The 20,365-nt window shown below is 72.7% G+C and carries 20 protein-coding genes; 15 read left to right on the top strand and 5 right to left on the bottom strand.

Annotation, left to right across the window (positions count from 1 at the left end):
• The first annotated feature begins 17 nt into the window (after positions 1-17).
• Genes AB0L06_RS04160 through AB0L06_RS04120 form a run of 9 tightly spaced genes read left to right on the top strand, consistent with a single transcriptional unit; the run spans position 18 to position 6,623 of the window.
• On the top strand, positions 18-905 hold the full coding sequence (locus AB0L06_RS04160) for a hypothetical protein (protein WP_500229452.1): 888 nt from the start codon (positions 18-20) through the stop codon (positions 903-905).
• Positions 906-907: 2 nt separating this feature from the next.
• Positions 908-1,768, top strand: a complete 861-nt coding sequence (locus AB0L06_RS04155; protein WP_500229451.1) for a CpaE/TadZ family protein — start codon at positions 908-910, stop codon at positions 1,766-1,768.
• Positions 1,768-3,066, top strand: a complete 1,299-nt coding sequence (locus AB0L06_RS04150) for a TadA family conjugal transfer-associated ATPase (RefSeq protein WP_500229450.1) — start codon at positions 1,768-1,770, stop codon at positions 3,064-3,066. Before AB0L06_RS04155 ends, AB0L06_RS04150 begins: the two co-directional genes overlap by 1 nt.
• A complete protein-coding gene (locus tag AB0L06_RS04145; RefSeq protein ID WP_500229449.1) occupies positions 3,066-4,019 on the top strand; it encodes a type II secretion system F family protein in 954 nt (317 codons plus the stop codon). Before AB0L06_RS04150 ends, AB0L06_RS04145 begins: the two co-directional genes overlap by 1 nt.
• Positions 4,016-4,933, top strand: coding sequence for a type II secretion system F family protein (locus AB0L06_RS04140; RefSeq protein WP_500229448.1), 918 nt, complete (start codon positions 4,016-4,018; stop codon positions 4,931-4,933). The genes AB0L06_RS04145 and AB0L06_RS04140 overlap by 4 nt, the downstream gene beginning before the upstream one ends.
• Before the next feature lie 23 nt (positions 4,934-4,956).
• Positions 4,957-5,190, top strand: coding sequence for a hypothetical protein (locus tag AB0L06_RS04135; RefSeq protein ID WP_500229447.1), 234 nt, complete (start codon positions 4,957-4,959; stop codon positions 5,188-5,190).
• A 7-nt stretch (positions 5,191-5,197) separates the two neighbouring features.
• Positions 5,198-5,689, top strand: coding sequence for a TadE family protein (locus AB0L06_RS04130; protein WP_500229446.1), 492 nt, complete (start codon positions 5,198-5,200; stop codon positions 5,687-5,689).
• Positions 5,686-6,141 carry a TadE/TadG family type IV pilus assembly protein gene (locus AB0L06_RS04125; protein ID WP_500229445.1) on the top strand — a complete coding sequence of 152 codons (456 nt, stop codon included), beginning with the start codon at positions 5,686-5,688 and terminating at the stop codon, positions 6,139-6,141. The genes AB0L06_RS04130 and AB0L06_RS04125 overlap by 4 nt, the downstream gene beginning before the upstream one ends.
• Positions 6,138-6,623: a TadE/TadG family type IV pilus assembly protein gene (locus AB0L06_RS04120; RefSeq protein WP_500229444.1), complete on the top strand. Its 486-nt coding sequence runs from the start codon at positions 6,138-6,140 to the stop codon at positions 6,621-6,623. Before AB0L06_RS04125 ends, AB0L06_RS04120 begins: the two co-directional genes overlap by 4 nt.
• Before the next feature lie 4 nt (positions 6,624-6,627).
• Here AB0L06_RS04120 and AB0L06_RS04115 read toward each other — a convergent pair whose 3' ends face one another.
• Positions 6,628-8,970: a hypothetical protein gene (locus tag AB0L06_RS04115; protein ID WP_500229443.1), complete on the bottom strand. Its 2,343-nt coding sequence runs from the start codon at positions 8,968-8,970 to the stop codon at positions 6,628-6,630.
• Positions 8,971-9,128: 158 nt separating this feature from the next.
• On the opposite strand from AB0L06_RS04115, the gene AB0L06_RS04110 reads away from it, so the two are divergent.
• The 3 genes from AB0L06_RS04110 to AB0L06_RS04100 all read left to right on the top strand — a co-directional run bounded on the left by AB0L06_RS04110 (position 9,129) and on the right by AB0L06_RS04100 (position 11,463).
• Entirely contained in the window at positions 9,129-9,563 is a 435-nt protein-coding gene (locus tag AB0L06_RS04110) for a nuclear transport factor 2 family protein (RefSeq protein WP_500229442.1), read from the top strand.
• A gap of 481 nt (positions 9,564-10,044) precedes the next feature.
• Positions 10,045-10,389, top strand: a complete 345-nt coding sequence (locus AB0L06_RS04105; RefSeq protein WP_500229441.1) for a hypothetical protein — start codon at positions 10,045-10,047, stop codon at positions 10,387-10,389.
• A gap of 51 nt (positions 10,390-10,440) precedes the next feature.
• A complete protein-coding gene (locus AB0L06_RS04100; RefSeq protein WP_500229440.1) occupies positions 10,441-11,463 on the top strand; it encodes a methyltransferase in 1,023 nt (340 codons plus the stop codon).
• A 66-nt stretch (positions 11,464-11,529) separates the two neighbouring features.
• On the opposite strand, the gene AB0L06_RS04095 is transcribed toward AB0L06_RS04100, so the two are convergent.
• Positions 11,530-11,889, bottom strand: a complete 360-nt coding sequence (locus AB0L06_RS04095) for an ArsR/SmtB family transcription factor (protein ID WP_500229865.1) — start codon at positions 11,887-11,889, stop codon at positions 11,530-11,532.
• A gap of 75 nt (positions 11,890-11,964) precedes the next feature.
• Here AB0L06_RS04095 and AB0L06_RS04090 point away from each other — a divergent pair, with 75 nt between their 5' ends.
• Positions 11,965-13,251: an MFS transporter gene (locus tag AB0L06_RS04090; RefSeq protein ID WP_500229439.1), complete on the top strand. Its 1,287-nt coding sequence runs from the start codon at positions 11,965-11,967 to the stop codon at positions 13,249-13,251.
• Here the strand turns inward: AB0L06_RS04090 and AB0L06_RS04085 are convergent.
• The gene (locus tag AB0L06_RS04085; protein ID WP_500229438.1) at positions 13,226-13,831 is read right to left on the bottom strand and encodes a TetR/AcrR family transcriptional regulator; all 606 of its coding nucleotides are present in this window, start codon (positions 13,829-13,831) and stop codon (positions 13,226-13,228) included. The genes AB0L06_RS04090 and AB0L06_RS04085 overlap by 26 nt on opposite strands.
• Before the next feature lie 58 nt (positions 13,832-13,889).
• Here AB0L06_RS04085 and AB0L06_RS04080 point away from each other — a divergent pair, with 58 nt between their 5' ends.
• Positions 13,890-14,996 carry an FAD-dependent oxidoreductase gene (locus AB0L06_RS04080; RefSeq protein WP_500229437.1) on the top strand — a complete coding sequence of 369 codons (1,107 nt, stop codon included), beginning with the start codon at positions 13,890-13,892 and terminating at the stop codon, positions 14,994-14,996.
• On the opposite strand, the gene AB0L06_RS04075 is transcribed toward AB0L06_RS04080, so the two are convergent.
• Positions 14,971-16,161: an MFS transporter gene (locus tag AB0L06_RS04075; RefSeq protein ID WP_500229436.1), complete on the bottom strand. Its 1,191-nt coding sequence runs from the start codon at positions 16,159-16,161 to the stop codon at positions 14,971-14,973. The two genes, AB0L06_RS04080 and AB0L06_RS04075, sit on opposite strands and share 26 nt — an antisense overlap.
• A 144-nt stretch (positions 16,162-16,305) precedes the next feature.
• Positions 16,306-16,902 carry a TetR/AcrR family transcriptional regulator gene (locus tag AB0L06_RS04070; protein ID WP_500229435.1) on the bottom strand — a complete coding sequence of 199 codons (597 nt, stop codon included), beginning with the start codon at positions 16,900-16,902 and terminating at the stop codon, positions 16,306-16,308.
• A 147-nt stretch (positions 16,903-17,049) separates the two neighbouring features.
• On the opposite strand from AB0L06_RS04070, the gene AB0L06_RS04065 reads away from it, so the two are divergent.
• Positions 17,050-20,307: a hypothetical protein gene (locus tag AB0L06_RS04065; protein ID WP_500229434.1), complete on the top strand. Its 3,258-nt coding sequence runs from the start codon at positions 17,050-17,052 to the stop codon at positions 20,305-20,307.
• Positions 20,308-20,365 lie beyond the last annotated feature (58 nt).

Below are 20,365 nucleotides of genomic sequence, written 5' to 3'. Positions count from 1 at the left end.
GGGCGTGAAAGGAGCACGTGGCTGCCCCCATGAAGAGCGACCAGCGGGCGACGAGCGGACGGGGCGGGCTCACGACGAGCCCGGCGGGCGGCGGACTCGGGTCCACAGGGCTCGGCACGGCGGGCGGCCAGCGGCTGCCGAGCGCGCCGCGCGAGCGCAGACCGGCGCTCGCGGCGCTGGCCGTGCTGCTCGTCCTGGGCGGCGCGCTGGCCAGCGCGTACCTGGTGATGGCGAGCGGGCAGCGGGTGTCGGCGATCCGGATCGCGCAGCCGGTCGCGGCCGGGCAGCGCATCCCGATGTCGGCCCTCCAGGAGGTCCAGGTCGGCGACACCGGCATCGAGTACATCGCCTGGTCCGAGCGCGCCAAGGTCGCCCAGACGTTCGCGGCGGTGCCGCTCGTGCGCGGCTCCCTCCTCACCAACTCGATGGTCAGCCGGACGAACGGCGCCGCGCAGGGACGCATGATCGTCGGCCTGTCGCTGAAGCCCGGACAGTTCCCGGCCAAGGGCCTGGAGTCCGGCAAGCACGTCAGCCTGTACGCGGTGAGCAGCGGAAACGGCGGAGCGGCGCGCGGAGGCACGGTCCTCGCCGCGGACGCGATCGTCATCGGCGTCTCGTCCGGAGGCAGCGGACGGCTCGGCAGCGACGGCCTCAGCCTGGACGTCGCCGTCCCGCCGGGCCAGGTCGCGGCGGTCACGCAGGCCGCCTCGGGCGGGCTCGTCGCGGTCGCGCTCATCCCGGACGGCACGCAGCCGCAGGCCGGCTCCGACGTCCCGCCGTCCCCGAGCGGGGACTCGCCGTCCGACGGCGCCGGCTCGCCGTCGGGGAACGCGCCGTCCGGGACGACACCGACGACCCACCCGTCGGAGCGCACCAAGAAGTCGCCCGGAACGGGCGGGGGCTGATCGTGGCTCTCATCGCGCTCGCCGCCGACAAGGGGTCCCCGGGCGTCACGACGGCCGCGGTGGCGCTCGGCGCGGTCTGGCCGCGCCCGGTGCTGGTGGCCGAGTGCGACCAGGCGGGCGGCGACCTGGTGTACCGGCTGCCCGCCGACCCCGCGACGTCCGGCGAGCCCGGCGCGTCCGGCGGGCCCACCATGCTGAACCCGTCCCGCGGCCTGCTCAGCCTCGCCGCGACCGCCCGCCGCGGCCTGCGCCCCGACCAGATCGCCGAGCACTGCCAGCGGCTCGTCGGCGGCCTGGACGTCCTGGTCGGCATCACCAGCGCCGAGCAGGCGCAGGGCATGACCTGGCTGTGGAGCCCGCTCGCGCGCGCCTTCCGCGGCCTCGGCGAGGTCGACGTCATCGCCGACTGCGGACGGCTCGGCGCGGGCAGCCCCCTGAACGAGCTGCTCCGCGAGGCCGACATGGTCGTCCTGCTCACCCGCGCCACCCTCGAACAAGTCGCCCACCTGCGGGAACGCGTCACCGCCCTGACCGGCGAGCTGCGCGGCGGACCGCCGATCGGCGTCGTCGTCCTCGCCGACCCGCGCGACTTCCGCGCGTCCGTCGCCGAGGTCGACCGCGTCCTCACCGGCACCCGGCAGCGGATGGAGGCGCGCGGCGGCGTCCCGTCCGCGCCCGTCTCCGTCCTCGGCGGCCTCGCGCTCGACCCGAAGGGCGCCGAGCTGCTGTCCGGCCAGTGGGGCGGACGCCTCGACCGCACCCTGCTCGTCCGCTCCGCCCGCGAGCTCGCGTCCACCCTGCTGACCAGGGTGAGCAGCAACCCCGCGGGGGCCGAGCCGATGCCCGCCGGGGGGCGGTACTGATGGACCACGCCCTGGTCAAGCGGCTGCGCCAGGAGGTCGGCGACCGGCTCGCGCAGCAGCGCCGGCTGGACGCCGCCAACGGCCTGCCGCCGATGTCCGGCGAGGACGAGCGGCAGTTCGCCCGCGCGCTGATCTCCCAGGTCCTGGAGGAGTTCGCGCGCGGCGAGATCACCTCCGGACGCCGTCCGCCGAACGCCGAGGAGGAGGAGGCGCTCGCGGCGGGCGTCCACGCGGCGCTGTTCGGCGTCGGCCGCCTCCAGCCGCTGCTCGAGGACCCCGAGATCGAGAACATCGACGTCAACGGCTGCGACCGCGTCTTCGTCGGCTACGCCGACGGACGCGAGGTCATGGGCGAGCCCGTCGCCGAGACCGACGAGGAGCTCGTCGAGCTCATCCAGATCCTCGCCGCCTACTCGGGCCTGTCGTCGCGTCCGTTCGACACCGCCAACCCCCAGCTCGACCTGCGCCTTCCCGACGGCTCGCGCCTGTCGGCCGTGATGGACGTGACCGTCCGGCCCGCGCTGTCGATCCGCCGCGCGCGGCTCGGCAAGGTGTTCCTGTCCGACCTCATCGGCAACGGGACGTTCACCCCCGAGGTCGGCCGGTTCCTGCGCGCGGCCGTCCTGGCCCGCAAGAACATCATGATCGCCGGGGCGACCAACGCCGGGAAGACGACCCTGCTGCGCGCCATCGCCAACGAGATCCCGACGCACGAGCGCCTCATCACCGTCGAGCGCGCCCTCGAACTCGGCCTGGACGCCTTCCCCGAGCTCCACCCGAACGCCGTCGCGTTCGAGCAGCGCCTGCCGAACTCCGAGGGCCAGGGCGCGATCACCATGGCCGAACTCGTCCGCCGCTCGCTGCGCATGAACCCGTCCCGAGTGATCGTCGGCGAGGTCCTCGGCGACGAGATCGTCACCATGTTGAACGCGATGTCGCAGGGCAACGACGGCTCCCTGTCGACGATCCACGCGAACTCGTCCATGGAGGTCTTCAACCGCATCGCGACCTACGCGATCCAGTCCGAGGAGCGCCTCCCGGTCGAGGCCACCCACATGCTCATCGCGGGCGCCATCGACTTCGTCGTCTTCATCGAGAAGCGCAACGACTACGCGACGGGCGGACGCCTGCGCCGGTACGTCGCGTCCATCCGCGAGGTCACCGGCGTCGACGGCCGCGTCCTGTCGTCGGAGGTCTTCGCCCTCGCCCCGGACGGCCAGGCCCAGCCCGCAGCCCCGATCGCCTGCGCCGCCGAACTCGCCGAGCACGGCTACGACCCCACCGCCGGAGGCTGGTGATGTTCGCCTCGGACGTCCTGCTGGCCATCGTCGCCGGCGCCATCGCCGGAGGCGGGCTGCTGCTGCTCGGCGTCGCGCTGCGCGGCCTTCCCGCTCGTCCCGGCCCGGTGAAACGCAGCCGCGCGGACATGCTCCGCACCCTCACCACCCGGACGGGCATCGCCGTGCTGAGCGCGGTCGCCGTCCTGGTCGTGACCCGCTGGGTCGTCGCCGCCGCGGGAACCGCCGCCCTCGTCCTCGCCTGGGACGGCCTGGCGGGCGGTGCCGCCGAGGAGCGCCGCGCGATGGCCCGCCTGGAGGCCCTCGCCGCCTGGACCGAGTCCCTCCGTGACACGATCGCGGGCGCCGTCGGCCTCGAACAGGCCATCCCCGCGTCCCTGCGCGCCGCCGGCCCCGCCCTGCAGCAGCCCCTCCGCGTCCTCGTGGACCGCCTGCACACCCGCGTCCCGATGCCCGAGGCCCTGCGCCGTTTCGCCGACGACCTGGACGACCCGTCCGCCGACCTGGTCGTCGCCGCCCTCATCCTGAACGCCAAGCTCCGCGGCCCCGGCCTCCGCGACATGCTCGGCGCCCTCTCCGCCTCCGCCCGCGCCGAACTCGACATGCGCCGCCGCGTCGAGGCCGACCGCCGCGCCACCCGCCGCAGCGTCCGCATCGTCGTGGGGGTCTCCGTCGGCACGGCGCTGGGGCTGGCGGTCTTCAACCACTCCTACGTGAAGCCCTATGACGGGTTCCTCGGGCAGCTCATCCTGGTGCTGATCATCGCCCTCTACGCGGGCGGCTTTCTGTGGCTCCGGCGCCTGGCCAGGTACCAGCTGCCCGACCGCTTCCTGAACTCGGCCGCGCAGACCACGCCGGGAGTGCCTCGTGAGAGGCCGTCGACGGTCTCGGACTGGAGCGGCGGCAAGCCGCGAGGCCGGCAGACGACGGACGCCGGAGGTGGTGGCGCGTGACCGGGGCCCTGCTCGCCGGAGCGGTGGTCGGCTTCGGCCTCTACCTGCTCTCCCGGGCGCTCTTCCCGTCCCGTCCGGGGCTCGCGTCCCGGCTCGCGGCGCTCGACTCCGCCCGGTTCGACGCGCAGGGAGCCCGGTCGGGACGCGTCTCCCCGACGACGGACCGCGTGGGCGCGCTGCGTGCGCGCCTGGGCAGGCAGCTCGTGCTGTGGTGCGACGCGCGCGGGTGGCAGTTGCGTTCCATCCGCGCCGACCTGGCCATCACACAACGCTCGCTGGAGGGCTTTCTCGCGTCGAAGGTCCTGCTGCCAACCGCCGCCATTGTGTTCACCCCCGTGGTGGTGGCGTACTTCGCGCTGCTGGGAGCGGGGGTCTCCTACGCCGTCCCGCTGTGGGTCTGCCTTCTCTTCGCGGCGGCGTTCTTCTTCTTCCCGGACATGCAGCTGAAGCAGGAGGCCGAGGCCCGGCGCCAGGACTTCCGCCACGTGGTGGGCGCCTTCCTGGACCTGGTCTCCATGAACCTCGCGGGGGGACGCGGCGTGCCCGAGGCTCTGATGGCCGCCGCCTCGGTGGGCGACGGCTGGACGATGCTCCGCATCCGGGACGCGCTGTCCAACGCCCGCATCACCGGCCAGACGCCGTGGGAGGCGCTGGGCGGTCTCGGCGACGAGATCGGGATCGCCGAGCTGCGCGACCTCGCCGGCGCGCTCACGCTCGTCGCCGACGACGGGGCGCAGATCCGCAAGTCCCTGACGGCGCGCGCGGCGTCCATGCGCAGCCGCGAACTGTCGGAGATCGAGGGCAGGGCCGGGGAACGCTCGCAGTCGATGCTGGTCGCCCAGCTGCTCTTCTGCGCCGCCTTCATGGTCTTCCTCATCTTCCCGGCGTTGATGCGCGTCGTCGTGTCTACGTGACCGTCCCGCCCGAAGGAGTGCACATGTTTCCGCTCAATCCCCTCGCCGACCCCCGCGTGGAGTACCTGCGGCTCATGCTCGCCGTCCGCGTCGACCGGTTGCGGTCGGGAGAGGACCGCGGTGTCGGGGCGTCCGCCATCGAGTGGGCGATCATCACCGCCCTGCTCGCCGCGATCGCCGCCGCGATCGGCATCGTCATCAAGACCCAGATCCACAAGGCGGCGGACAACATCAAGGTGGACACCCCGCAGGGGTGACGGCCCGATGTCGTCTGAGCCGCCCGCCCTGGAAGCCCACCGCGCCCGTCCCCGGCTCGTGGGCCGTGTCCGCCGGACGCGCCGGGCTGAGGGGGACAGGGGCGCGTCCGCCATGGAGTGGGCCATGCTCACCCCCATCCTGATCCTCGTCATGCTGCTGGTCGTCCAGTTCGCGATGGTCTTCTTCGCGCGGCAGGTCGCCCTCGCCGCCGCCCAGGCGGGAGCCCGGACGGCCCGGACCGATCCCGGCGGCGACTGGAACGGGTCGGCGGTGGAGCGGGCCACCGCCAACGTGGACCAGGTCGGCAGGAACCTGCTGAACCCGGTGACGGTGCAGGCCGGGCAGGAGGGCGACGAACGGTGGGTCGAGGTGCGGGGGACGGCCGTCCGGGTTATCCCGTTCATGACCTTCCACGTGGCGCAGCGCTCACGCGGCCCGATCGAGTGCTTCCGGCCGGACGTCGGCTCGGGCACCGCGTGCCAGGGCGGCACCCGATGAGGCCGTGGCGCCGGAACGACGACGGCTCCATGTCGCTGGAGATGGTCTTCGCCACGCCCGTCGTGGTCGCGTTCCTGCTGCTCCTCGCGGGAGCCGGGCGCATGGTGGACGCCAAGAGCCAGGTGGACGGCGCGGCCAGGGACGCCGCGCGCGCGGCCTCGACGGCGCGCGGAGCCGGCGAGGCCGAGCAGCTGGGGCTGCAGGCGGCCCAGGCCGACCTCCAGGGTCACCATTGGTGCGCGGGCGGGCCCCAGGTCACCACCGACACCTCCGCATGGGGCGCGGGAGGACGCGTCGGGGTCACCATCACCTGCCATGTCGACCTCTCGGACCTGGCCTTCATCGGCCTGCCGGGGACCAAGTCCATCACCGGCAAGGCCATCGCCCCCATCGACACCTACACCTACCGGGGCGAGGGCACGGCGAACGGACAGGGCGGGGCGAGCGAATGAGCCCTTCGAACCGCCCCCAGCCGACGGACCGGGGCCGCCGATTCGTCCGGTGGCGCCTGCCACGGGGGGAACGCGACCGCGGCACGATCACCCTCTACATCGTGCTGTTCACACCGATCGTCTTCATGCTGGCCGGGCTCCTGGTGGACGGCGGCCTGGCGATCCACGCCCGCCAGCACGCCGCCGACATGGCGGAGCAGGCGGCCCGCGCCGGAGCCAACCAGATCGACACCAACGCGCTCCGCGACGGCGGCAAGGTCCAGATCGACACCCAGACCGCGTGCGCGAGCGCGTACTCCCTCCTCGACGACTACAGCCAGCAGGTGGACGCGCGCAGCTGCGACCCGACGCAGGACGAGGTCCGCGTCTCCGTCGAGATCACCGTCCACCCGCAGCTGCTCGGCATCATCCCCGGCATGGGTTCGTTCCACATGAGGTCCCAGGCGTCCGCCCATCCGGTCACCGCCGACAACCCCCGCTGACCGGTCAGGACACCCGCGTCATCCAGACACCCGCCTGAGGGTGGCCGTTGACGATGTCACTGAACTGGGTGGTCCGGTGCCAGATGACGAAGGAACCGTCGTCCGGGACGTCCATGTTGATCTCGCCTTGGGACGTGACGCCGGGGAGGCCGACGGTCGAGGCGTCCGCCGCCCGGTAGACGTAGCCGTGCGTTCCGGGGGTGGTCGCTCCGAAGAGGAAGGCGTAGGCGCCGCCGTCCCGGCTCATCGCCTCCGGATAGATCCAGCCGAGGCCGTTCGCGTCCCCCATGACGGTGTTCGACTTCTGCGTCCGGGTGCCGTCGAGCCGCTTCCAGACGTCGCCGTAGTAGCCGATGGACGAGTACCGCGCCCCGATCGTGCTGCCGTCCTTGGAGAGGACCGGGTAGTTGAACCATTCGTCGGCGGTCCGGTCGATCGGGTCGGTGAGGTCGGTCGTGGATCCGCTCGTGGAGTCGTAGAGCATCATGTGGAGCTGTCCGCCCCCGGTGTCCTGGCCGTCGGACTCCGGATAGGCGATCCTCGTGCCGTCCCCGGACATGTCCAGGTAGCCCCAGGTGGCGCAGCCGGACCCGAGTGCGCACGTGTCGACCTGCTGCGCCGGATCGTCCAGATGCCTGCGCATGACCGTGTGGAGGAGCCTGTTGTCGCTCGAGAGAGCGCACCACGTGTAGGCCACGGTGCCGCCGTCGTCGCTGATGGCCAGGTCCGGATCGTCATGGCAGAACTGCGACTGCACGATGCGGGTGGTGTTGTGGACGAGGTCGGTGGCACGTATCTCGTAGTCCCCGCCTCCCGGCGGTCTCGCGATGTAGGCGACGACCGAGCCGTCCTTGTCGGCGGCGATCTCGCGCAGCACGTCCTCGGTGAAGGCATAGTCGTCGGCGGGGGCCGGGGTCACCCCGTCCGCCGCCCGTGACGCCACGATGGTCTCTCCTGTCGTCAGGTCGCGCCGAAGCAGGTACTTCGTCGTTCCGCCCGAGGTGAAGACGGACGCCGGAGCGAGGTTGCTGCCGTCGTAGGTGAAGAAGAACAGGTAGCGGCCGTCACGGGAAAGGGCGGTCTCGTTCTGGCCTGCCTGCCCGGTGCCGTCCGGCGCGCCGGAAGCGTCGACGGCCACGTCCGTCGCGGGCGGCTGGCCGTAGTAGGCGAAGACGTCGACCCAGAGGGTGACCGTCACGCTTCCGGTGTTCTTCACCGTGAACTGGCCGTTCTTACCCAGGCGTACCTGGGTGAAGCTCGCGTAGTAGTCGTTCGCGAGGTAGGACTGCGCGCCTCCCGCCGGAACACTGGCCTGGCCGTTCGGGTAGACACGGAGTTGCCCCGCGGCCGTGCTCTTCGCGGTCAGGTTCGCGCCGACGCCGGAGACGCCGGCGGAGGGGATCCCGCCCTTGCCGAGCGGGGCGATCGTGGAGGACGCGCCTGCCGCGATGTTCACCGCACTGACGATGCGGGTCGGAGTGACCGGAGTCGTCCGGGAGCCTTCGGCCAGAGCCTGGGGCGACACGTAGTAGCCCGACGAGTCCACGTAGAGCGTCGCGGCCTGGGCGCCGTCGTTGGAGACCGTCACCTTGCCGTCGGCCCCCACCGGGATCACGGCGTGGTTCGACAGAGGGGATGAGGGGCGGTAGTCCAGGTTCGCGCCCGAGGGCTGGGCGGCTCCGGAAGCGTAGGCGAAGAGGCGTCCCGAGCCGGTGCTCTTGGTGACGAGGGTCGCCGCGACGTGGGCGACGTTCGCGGTCGGGATGCCGCCCGTCCCGGCGACGGCGAAGGTGAGCGTGCCCTTGGCGGGGACGGTCAGGCCGGACACGATGCGGGCCGTGGGCAGCGGAACGTAGGTTGCCCCGGGTGTACCCGCCGTCGCCCTGGTGCAGCCGTGCACGTCGGCGTACACGGTGGCGGCGCCCGTGCCGGTGTTCTTGAGCTTGACCGAGCCGTCCGCGCCGACCTTCACCGTCAGCACCGTGTCGTCCCAGACGCCCTTGTGGAAGGGCGCGCCGGTCACGGCGGGGGCGGCGGTCAGCTCCGAAGGGTAGGGGACGACGCCGCCCGACCCCGCTGCGCCGCTGACCGCGAGGTTCAGCGTGACGGTGCCGAGTCCGGAGGCGGGCAGGTCTCCGACCCCGGCGACCTTGACGGTCTGCGTGGCGCCGGCCGCGAGGGAGGTCCCGTTGAGCAGCCGCACCCTCGTCCCGAAGTACTGCCCCGGCGCCGCGGCGAACCCGGCCGTGTACGGACGTGGGGCCGCCTGCGCCGACGCCCTGATTCCGAAACCTGTCAAGGCCATGGGCAGGACCGCGCACATCAGGAGGGCGAGTAGACGTCTCATCAGGAACTCCCGCATCGCGAGTGACCGATCGCTTCGATGATCAAACCCTTGACGTGAGGTCAGGACAAGCAGTGCGGGAGGCCGGAAACGGACGCCGGTCGAACTGGACGTCGCATTGCCGCCAGCGCCCCGTCCCGCCCGTCGCCCATGCTCGGAGCATGACGAACGAACCGGACGCCTGGGCCGTGATGCAGAAGTTCTACGAGGCTGAGGCCGCCTATGTGGCGGCGGGCGGCTACGGCAAGGCCGACTTCGCGCCCGTCGCCGCGTACCTGGACCCGGAGGTGGTGCTCTACCAGGCTCCCGGAATGCCTTTCAGTGGCACCGGTGAATGGCGGGGACACGCGGGGATGGAAGGCTTCATGGCGGCCTTCAGTGACGCCTGGGAATCGATGGAGTTCCTGGAGCAGGAGCACTGGGGCGACGCCGACACGGTCGTGGTGAGCAACCGCGTCCGCTTCCGCTCCAAAGCCACCGGACGCGGCGTCGAGACCCGGATCGTCCAGCTGGTCAAGGTCCGCGACGGCCGCATGCTCGAATGCAGCCCCTTCTACTGGAATCCGGTCGCGATCAGCGAGGCGTGCACTCCGTGACGTAGTCGCCTTATCAATTTATTACAAACGTAGACGCTCACTATGTGAGTGATGGCGTGATGTGGCCAGCGATGGTCGAATCCGCCTCTTGAAAAGAATGTCGAGGTGGCTGATGGTGACGTGAATCGGCGAATGCGGTGAAGTGATTCGATCTTCGCCGGCAAGGAAAGGGAGAGTGATGGGGCGAGGAATTCGTTTGGCGCGCCGAATAACGGCGGGTCTTGTCGGTGTCGGGAGCGTGGTCGGGCTCGCCGCCGTTCCCGCCGCGGCGGCGACGTGGACGGTCTCGGGCGGGCCGGGTGGTGCCGCACATGGAAGCACGAACTTCGTCGACACGACTTCCGGGGCGTCGATGTCGATCTGTGGCGACTCGGGCTTCACCAGCTCGTTCCCGAGTGGCACGAACCTTCCCGGGGCGGGGCTCGGGCAGGTGTCGTCGTGGGCCTTCCATGGCACGGGCGCCCCGGTCGGAGCGTGTGGGATGGGACCTACCGGAGGCACGTCGACGTCCCTGGCGACTGGACTGCCGTACCTGTTCAACGCGGCGAGCTACAACGCGCTCACGGCGACCACGACCGGGACGTTCACCGGCCTTCGGTTCACCGTCAAATTCCTCGACGGATGCTTGCTCCAGATCGGAGGCCCGGGCGGGACGACCGGGACCCTCAACTGGAGCCTTCATGGAAGTCAGCTCGCGTTCTCCGGTGGCAATCTCACCTTGAGTGCGAACTTCGCCTGCGACCCGCTCCTGTACAACTCCGGGGACTCCGTCAGCGCCAACGGGACCTACACGCTCACGGCGCCGCCGACGATCACCAGTCCGTGATCGGCCCAGGTCAACGGTCTCTCTGAGTAGTCGCTCGGCTACCTTGGGTTCATGGGGAGCGAGCGGGTCACGCCCGTGCCGTTGATGGAGATGATCACGGGGTTCTGGGTGTCGAGGACGCTGGCCACGGCCGTCGAGCTGGATCTGTTCACGCGGTTCGGCGTGGAGGGGTGCTCGGCGGCCGAGCTGGTGGACGGGCTCGGGATCGCCGAGCGGCCCGCGGAGATGCTGCTCACCGGGTGCGCGTCGCTCGGGCTGCTCGAGCTGCGGGACGGACGGTACGTCAACAGCGCGCTCGCGGCGGAGTTCCTCGTCCGCGGACGGCCGTACTACTTCGGCGGGTTCGTCGACATGCTCGACCGGCGGCTGTACGGGCCGTGGGGCGAACTCGAGCGGGCCATCCGGACGAACCGTCCGACCAGCTGGGATCCGGCTCAGGGGACGAGCATCTTCGACGGCTTCGACGCCCTGATGCTGGACACGTTCTGGGAGGCGATGCACTCGCTGTCGTCGTTCACCGCGCGAGTGGTGGGCGAGGTCGTCGACCTGTCGCGGGTGAAGCGGCTGCTGGACGTCGGCGGCGGCTCCGGCGCGTACGACATCGAGCTGTGCCGAAGGTATCCGGAGCTCACGGCGACCGTGTTCGACCTTCCGGAGGTGTCCGAGTTCGTCGAGGCGAAGGTCGAGGCGGCGGGGTTCGCGCAGCGCGTCGACGTCATGGGCGGGGACTTCCTCGGGGACGATCCGCTCCCGGACGGGCATGACGCGGCGCTGCTCTCGAACGTCCTGCACGACTGGAACGACGAGCACTGCCTGGACATCCTGCGGAAGGTCCACGCCGCGCTCCCGCCGGACGGCCTGCTCCTCGTCTGCGAGCTGTTCGTCGACGACGACAAGACCGGCCCCGCCTCGGCCGCGCTCATGAGCCTGAACATGCTGGTCGAGGCCGAGGGGCGCAACTACACCGCGGCCGAGGTCTCGGAATGGCTCACCGAGGTCGGCTTCGCGCCCGAGCCGGTCGTCCGGTTCGACGCGCCGGGGGCGAACGGAGTGATCGCCGCCCGGCGCCGCTGACGCGCCAGGGCTGACGCGCCGGACGCCGCAAGCACGCCAGACGATGCCGACGTGCCGGGCTGCGGCTCAGTCGGTCGGGGGCGTCCAGGCGGCGACGAGGGCGGCGAGGCCGGGGAAGCGGGCGTCGAGGTCGTCGGTGCGGACGTGGCTGCGCCGTTCCAGCCCGTACTGCCGCTGCCGGATCACCCCGGCCTCGCGCAGTGCGCGGAAGTGGTGGGTCAGGGACGACTTGGGACGGTCGAACCCGAACCAGCCACAGGTGTGGTCGAAGTCCTCGCGCTCCAGCAGCAGCCGCTGGACGATCTCCAGCCGCAGCGGATCGCTCAGCGCGCCGAGGACGGTCTCCAGGCGCAGATCGTCCACGTCCGGCTCGGGCAGCGGCTCGGGCGCGCCGTCCGGCACGGGGATCTCGCGGATGTCGAGCATCACACAACCTCCTTGTACGAGTTTGATCGTACTGCATGTTAAGTTCGAAAAAATTCGTACAAGGAGGACCCCCTCATGCTCCTGACCCGACCGGCCCGGCAACCCCGAACCGCCGCGACCGCCGCGACCGCCACGTCGCCCGCGACCGCCGCGACCGCCGCGACCGCCACGTCCGCCGAGGCCGCGGCCGTTCCGCCGGCGCGCTGGATGTGGCTCGCCGCCTGGCCCATCACGGCCGTGTTCGTGCTGTCGAACGCCGCGACCCCCCTCTACGTCCTCTGGCAGCACCGGATCGGGTTCTCGCGGGGCACCCTCACCGTGGTCTTCGCCTTCTACATCCTCGGGCTGCTCGGCACGCTGCCGGTGGCGGGCATCGCGTCCGACCGGCTCGGGCGCAAGCACGTCCTCCTGCCCGCGCTCGCCGCCGCGCTGGTCGCGTCCGGGCTGTTCGCGACCGCCTCGTCCGTGGTCGCGCTGATGGCCGCGCGCCTGCTCACGGGCATCGCCGTCGGCGCGGCGGTGTCCGCCGGGATGGCCGCCGTGACGGACGTGGCGGGTCCCTTCCGCCGCCACCGCGCCGCACTGCTCGCCTCGACCGCGATGGTGTTCGGCGCGGGTCTCGGGCCGCTGCTCTCGGGTCTGCTGTCCGAGGCCGGCCCCGCGTGGACGGTCTTCGCCGTCGAGGCCGTCCTCCTGCTCACCGCGATCGCCGTCGTTGTCCGCATGCCCATCGAACGCCCCGCCAAGGCGGCTCAGGGAGCGAGGTGGGTCCGGGTTCCGGGCGTCCCGCGGCCGAACCGGCGCGACCTCGCGATGGGGATCGCGGTGTTCGCGCCCGGCATCACCTCGACCTCGTTCGTCCTGTCGCTCGGGCCGTCGCTGCTCTCCGGGATGCTCGGCACCGACAACCGGATCGTCGCGGGCGCGACCGCCTTCGTGATGTTCTCCGCCGCGACCGGCGTGCAGTTCGCCGTGCGCGGCCTCGAGCGGACGAAGGTCCTGCTGATCGGGGCCGCGAGCACGCTCGCCGGCATGGCGATGCTCGTCGTGGCCGTCCAGACGAAGGAGATCGTGCCGCTGGTCGCGGCGGCCGTCCTCGCCGGGGCCGGGCAGGGGCTCGGGCAGCTCGGCGGCCTGTCGCTGCTGAACGCGAACGTGCCGCCGCAGCGTCTGGCCGAGGCCAACGCGGCGCTGAACGTCGGTGGCTACCTGCTCGCCGGGACGCTCCCGGTCGCCGCCGGGTACCTCAGCGACCCGCTCGGCCTCGCGACGGGGAGCACGCTGTTCGCGGCCGTCCTCGCGACCCTCGCGGTCATCGGCGCGGCCGTCGTCGCCGTCAGCTCACGCCGTCGCCGACCCTGACGGCCGGGCCGAGGACGCCGGTGACGATCGCGTTCGCGAGCGTGGCGGCGGTCTCGGCGGTCAGCCGATCGGACGGCCCGGTGAGCAGCCCGAACAGCGTGCTGCCGTAGAGGACGATCAGGTTCGCGACGTCGTCCGGCGAGGTGTCGAGGCCGAGCCGCCGGTGCAGCCCGACGGTCATCGTGACGGCCGCCTCGTGCATGCGGGTCAGGACCTCGCGCAGCGCCGGACGCCGGGTCGCCTCCAGCGTCAGTTCGTAGACCGCCAGGTAGCGGACGCGTTGCTCGGTCGCCGAGTACAGCAGGGACGCGCCGATGATGCCGACGAGCTCGGCGCGTCCGATCGGGGCCGTGACGAGCGATCCGGCTTCCATGTCCGCGCGGTGCAGGCCGGCGATCCGCTCCATGGCGGCGACGAGCAGCGCGTCCCGGCTGCGGAAGTAGTTGGACGCGGTGCCGGACGGCAGCCCCGCGCGTTCGTCGACGTTGCGGTGCGTGAGGCCGTGCACGCCCTCGCGGCCGAGCAGGTCGATCGCCGCGTCGGCCAGGGCGCGGCGGCGTTCGGTGTTCTGCGGGGCCATGCCGGGATTCTATCCAGGCCTATGGTCGTACAACGATCGTAGTGATAGGAAGGAGGTCATGAAGCTGATCGTGATCGGAGCGGGGGTCGGCGGGCTCGCCGCGGCCCGCGGACTGCGCGCGGCGGGCCACGAGGTCGAGGTGTACGAGCGGGCCCCGGCGCCGCGCACCGGCGGCGCGGCCGTCACCCTGTGGAGCAACGGGACCGGGATCCTGGACGAGCTCGGCGTCTCCCTGGACGGCGTCGGCGCGCCCATCGACGTGCTCGAACAGCGCACCGCGGACGGCCGCAGGACGACCCGCGTCGACGTCGCGCGCGCCGCGCGGCGCTTCGGCCGCCCGCACGTCTCCCTCCCGCGCCGCCGCCTGCTCGAACGCCTCGCCGACGGCCAGCCGGACCCGGTCTTCGGCAAGGCCGCCGTCCGGGTGTCCGGCGACGGGCGGCGCGTCGAGTTCGCCGACGGATCCACCGCGTCCGCCGACGCCGTGATCGGCGCGGACGGCCACCGGTCCGCCGTCCGCGACACGGTGTGGGGCGGCGACCCGACCGTCCCGTCCGGCTGGACGACCTGGCAGGGTCTCGCGCCGGTCCCCATCGGGGTCACGTCCGGACGCGAGGGCCTGGTGATCGTCGGACGTGAGGGCATGTGCGGCCTGATGCCCGCCGGGGAGGGCCTGCTCCAGTGGTGGTTCGACATCCGGGACGCGCCGTCCGAGCCGTCCACCGCCGAACTGCGCCGCCGCTTCGGCGACTGGGCCTCACCCGTTCCCGAGCTTCTGGACGCCGTGGCGGACGAGCCCGTCGATGCCTTCCCGCACCACCGGCAGCCCGTCCGGCGGTCCTGGGGCGCCGGTCACTGCACGCTCGTCGGCGACGCCGCGCACACCATGCCTCCCACCCAGGCCCAGGGCGCGAACCAGGCCCTCGAGGACGCCTGGGCGCTGACCGTCGCGCTCCGCGACGCGCACGGTGACGTCCCCGAGACCCTCCGCCGCTACGAACGGACGCGTTCGAAGCGCGCCAACCGCGCCGTGCGCGCCGCTGGTACCCAGCTCACCGACCGTCCCGGCTCCCTCCTGATGGGCAGGTTGACGCCGGACGGCCTGATGAGCCGCGCCTACACCCGCTGGCTCCTGACGATCAGCGACTATCTGCGAGCTGCCTGACCTCGGCCGACGCCGCGCCGGGCACCTCGCGCGCACGTCCCCGGAAGGCTTCCGGGAGGAGCATGGCCAGCCCGGCGACCGCGAGGACGGCGCCCACCCACAGCGGCGCGCGCAGCCCGTGCGCGTCGATCAGGGCTCCTCCGACGGCCGACCCGATGATGACGCCGCCCGTGATGAACGACGCGTGGACGGTGTTGACCAGCGGCCCGGTGTTCCCCGCGCGCTGGACGCGGGTCGCCATCGCCGGGTTCATCGTGACGCCGACCAGGCCGATGCCGAGCATGAACGCGACGGCCGCGACCGGGACGTCGGCGAGCAGCGCGAACCCGGTCAGGAAGCCGATGTTCAGCACCAGTCCCGCGACCTGGACGCTCATGGTGTGCCGGTCGGCGAGCCGTCCGACGACCATGTTCCCGACCACGGTCGCCGCGCCGTAGGCGATGAGCAGCAGCGGGACGGTCCCGGTCGAGAACCCGGCGACCTCGGTCAGGATCGGGTTGAAGTAGGAGAAGGCGGCGAAGGTCGCGCCGATGATGAACGTGCTGGTGACCAGCGCCAGCCACAGCCGCGGACGGCCGAACGCCGCGCGGTCGCCCTCGGTGGAGGCGCCGTCCGCCCGCTCCAGGTCGGGGAGGGCGAACCGGGTGACGGCGGCGACGAGCAGGGTGAGTGCGCTGATCGTCCAGAACGCGGCGCGCCAGCCGAACCGCTCCCCGACCAGCGTGGACAGCGGCATGCCCAGCAGCGTCCCGACCATCAGGCCGTTCAGGACGACCGCGACCGCCCGTCCGCGCCGCTCGGCCGGGACGAGCCGGACGGCGGTCGTGATCGACAGGCCGAAGAACACCTGCGACGCGACGCCCGTGATGATCCGCGCCGCGAGCATCACCGGGTAGGACGGCGCGAGCGCGGCCAGCACGTTCCCGGCCAGGAACACCGCGAACACCGAGAGCAGCGCGGAGCGCGGACGGAGCCGTCCGGCCACCAGCACCGCCGGGGGACCGCCGAGCGCCATCGCGGCGGCGAACGCGGTGATGAGGTAGCCGATGTTCGGGACCGTGGTGTGCAGCCCGCGCGCCATCTGGGGCATCAGCCCCGCGACGACGAACTCGCTGGTCACCATGGCGAAGACGCCGAGGGCGAGGAGATGGACTGCGCGTGGCATGGGGGAGGGCTCCATTCTGCATCGATCGGTGTAAAACGTGCGCATGCCAAAGCCGCGACCGGACAGGACATGGTTCAGGCTGCGCGGTTCAGGGGGCGAGCTTCAGGGCGTGAAGTTCAGAACGTGAGGGTGAGTGCGCGCGGTTCAGGGGGCGAGGGCGTCCAGTGCGGTGTCGGCGATGGCGGTCAGGGAGTCGAGGGGTGCGCCGCCCTGGCTGGAGACCCTGATCCCGGCGACGACCGCGTTCACGTAGCGGGCCAGGTCGGCCGGGTCGCGAGGGGACGTGATCGACCCGTCGCGCCGTCCGGTCTCGACCGCGGCGCGCAGGGACGCCAGGCGCCGTTCGGTGTCGCGGGCCAGGTGTGCGGCGATCTCGGGGTCGCGTCCGGCCAGTTCGACGGTCGTGTTCACCGTCATGCAGCCGACGCCGTGGCCGTCCCGGAAGGTCTCCCGCTCCTGCTCGACGATCACGTGCAGCAGGCGGCGGATCCGGTCGAGGGCCGGGACGCCCGGCTCGTCGAGGATCTCCAGCTGGCGCTCGGTCATCAGCTCCGTGTACCGGACCAGCGCGCGCCGGAACAGCTCGTGCTTGCTGGCGAAGGCGTTGTAGACGCTGCTGCGGTCGAGGCCGAGCGCCGTGCACAGGTCCCGGGTGGACGTGGCCTCGTAGCCGTTCTCCCAGAACAGCCGCATCGCGACGTCCAGGGCCCGGTCCTCGTCGAAGGTGCGCGGTCTCGCCATGGGACGTGACCCTACCCGTTTTGCATCGACTGGTGCAATATTGTCGTCGCGGGATCGTTGTCAGCGTGGGATTGCCAGTTCGGCGTGCCTGTCTACGATGGCCATGCGACCTCAGGACCCGTAGACATCCCGACTTCGAGGGGCGCCATGGCGACGAGACAGGCTGGCGGGCCGGGCCTCGGTCAGGGGCAGCGGCGGCCGACGCCACCGCGGCACCGGCGCGGCCCCGGCGACGTGCTCACCGGCATCGGGGCGCTGGTGGCGCTCGCGGCGCTGCTCATCGGCGTTCCGTACGCGCTGCTGACGCTGTTCGGGTCGCCCGTCCCGAGCCACGTCCCCGGGATGTCGGACCTCACCCAGCGGATCGGTCCGTCCGCCCTCCTCGCCATCCTCGTGGTGCTGGTCTGGCTCGCCTGGCTGCAGCTCGCCGCCTGCGTCGTGGTCGAGGTGTACGCGGGCGTCCGCGGCGTCGGCGTGCCCGCGCGCGTCCCGCTCGCCGGGGGGACGCAGTCGCTCGTCCACCGGCTCGTCGTCGCCGCGCTGCTGTTGTTCACCGCGACCAGCGCGATCATGCCCGCCTTCAGCGGCCGTGAGCTGGCGGCCAAGCCGCAGGTGACGACGCAGACCGAGCAGTACCACCGGCTGCCCGTCACCGCCGTCCCGGACCGTCCGGCCGCGCCCGCCACGACGAACGCGACCCCGGACCGCGAGGTCACCGAGACGCTCGCCGGGACCCCCGTCGAGAAGGCCGCCACCACCAAGATCTACCGCGTGAACCCGCCCGAGGGACGGCACCACGAGAGTCTCTGGGAGATCGCGGAGAAGTGCCTCGGCCAGGGCCGCCGCTACAACGAGATCTTCGATCTGAACAAGGACCACGTCCAGCCGGACGGCAGCCGCCTGCACACCGCCGGGCTGATCCGTCCCGGCTGGATCCTCGAGATGCCCGCCGACGCCAAGGGCGCGCAGGTCGTCCCCGTCCACCAGCTCCACGACTACTTCCGGCACGGCCACCCCGTCCCGCACGAACAGCCCAAGCCGGACGTCCCGAAGCCGCCCGCCAAGACCCCGCCGCCCTCGACCAACCCCGCGCCCGCGCCGAGCCAGTCCCCGAGCAAACCGGCGCCTGCGCCCAGCCAGACGCCGACCCAACCGGCCCCTGCGCCCAGTCAATCCGCGCCCGCGCCGAGTCACTCCGCACCGGCCCCCGTGCCCGCTCCGTCCAAGCCCACGCCTTCCAAGCCCGCCCCCGCGCCGTCGCAGCACACGCCCGCGCCGACGCGACCCGTGCCCGCGCCGAGCCACCAGACGCCGGGCCAGCCCGCACCCGCGCCCAGCCATCAGCTGCCGAGCCACCAGCCCGCGCCGGCCCCCGCGCCCTCGCACAGCGAGTCGGCTCCGGCGAAGGTGCCGCCCGCGCACCAGCAGACGCCGACCGAGGCCCCGGGGAAGCTGTCCCCGAGCGGCGAGGGGACGGCCGACGGCCACCACAGCCCCAAGGCCGGGGCGAACGTCCAGGACGAGGGACGGCACGAGAACGGCGTCCCGACCAGCCGGAACGTCTCCTGGCCGCAGGGCGTCGCCGCCGCGTCGCTGCTGGCCGCCGGGCTGCTCAGCGCGCTCGGCCGCCGCCGCCGGACGCAGATGTGGCACCGCGCGTTCGGGCAGATGATCGTCCGGCCGGAGGGGGAGGCCGCGGTCGCCGAGCAGGCGCTCCGCGTCGGCGCGGACGACCAGGGCACACGGCTCCTCGACCTCGGCCTGCGGATGCTGTCCCGGGCGCTCGCCGCCGCCGACCGCGCGCTGCCGACCGTCTACGCCGTCCACCTGGGCTCCGAGAGCATGGACCTGTGGATCGCGCCCGCCGATCCGGAGCCGCCCGCGCCGTGGCACGCCTTCGACGGCGGCCAGGTGTGGCGGCTGCGCGCCGCGGACGTCTCGGAGGACGGCCTCGCGGACGTCCTCGCGCCCTACCCCGGCCTGGTGTCGCTCGGCACGAACGAGACCGGCCGCATCCTCGTCGACCTGGAGGCCGCGCACGGCCTCATCGCGATCCGCGGCGACGACGCGAACCGCCGCGCCGCGCTCGCCGCGCTGGCACTGGAACTGGCCACCAACCGCTGGTCCGACCACATGCGGATCACGCTGGTCGGGTTCGGGCAGGAGCTCGCCGAGGGCCTCGCGGACGTCGCGCCGGACCGGGTCCGCGCCGTCCCGACGCTGGTCGAGGCGCTGCCCGAGCTGGAGGCGCGCAGCGCGGAGGTGCGGCAGGCGCTCGCCGCGTCCGGCGTCGGCTCGGTCCTCACCGGACGCGCGAAGGGCGTGTTCGGCGAGGCGTGGATGCCGCACTACCTGATCATGTCGGACGCCCCCACCGAGCAGGAGGCCGACCGCCTGGTCGCGCTCGCCCGCACCGGCACCCGGATGGCCGCCGGATACCTCGTCGCCGGCGACGTCCAGGGCGCGACCTGGACCTGGGACGTGGACGCCGCCGGACGCCTGCAGGCCGGCGTCCTCGGCTTCGAGGTGGACGCGCAGCTCGTCCCCGAGGAGCAGTACCGGGGCGTGTTCGAACTGTTCCGCACGGCCTCCGACCTGCGGTCCGTCCCGATGCCCGAGCCGACGGCCGAGGACGCCGCCGAACCGCCGCTCGAAGGCCGCTCGGCCGTCGACATCCGGCTGCTCGGCCGCATCGAGGTGGACGCGCCGGGCCCGATGGACGACGAGCGCCGCGACCTGTGCACCGAGGTCCTGGTCTACCTCGCGACGCACCCGAACGGCGTCCACCCGACCGTCCTCGGCGGCGCCGTCTGGCCGCGCGGGGTGAGCCAGGCCGTCCGGGACGCCAGCATCGCCCGCGTCTCCGACTGGGTCGGACGCGACGCGCGCGGCCGCCCGAACCTGTACCACGACGACAGCGGGCGGATCCGGCTCGGCTCGGAGGTCCGCGTCGACTGGTCGGTGTTCCGCTGGCTGATCTGGCGCTCGGCCGCCGAGCCGTCGTCCGAGACCGCCTACATGTCGTACGCGCTCGACCTCGTCCGCGGGCCGCTCCTGGCCGACCGCCCGCGCGGGCGTTACGGCTGGCTCGCCACCGAACCGCTCGAGTTCGAGGCCGGGGCCCGCATCGTGGACGTCGCGCACCGGCTGACCGTCCTGCGCCTGGACGGCGGCGACGTGCGCGGCGCCCTCGGCGCGTCCCGCGCGGGACTCCGCCACGCGCCCCGCGACGAGGGCCTCTGGCGCGACCTGCTCCGCGCCACCAAGGCCTCCGGCGACGACGAGGCCGTCCGGGCCGTCGTCGACGAACTCCACGCCCACGCGGGCTACGACCCCCTCCAGCCCGAGACCGAAGCCCTCCTCGAGGAACTCGTCCCGCACTGGCGGCCCGTCCCCACCCGCTGACCACCCCGGACGGACGTCTCCGCCGCGCGGGGGAGACGAGGGATCGCCGACGTCGGCG

It is taken from the genome of Spirillospora sp. NPDC052269 (genome assembly GCF_040679435.1).
In the GTDB taxonomy this organism is placed as follows: Bacteria; Actinomycetota; Actinomycetes; order Streptosporangiales; family Streptosporangiaceae; genus Spirillospora.
The sequence above is the reverse complement of the archived record's forward strand: the minus strand, read 5'-3'. Positions and strand labels throughout refer to the sequence as shown.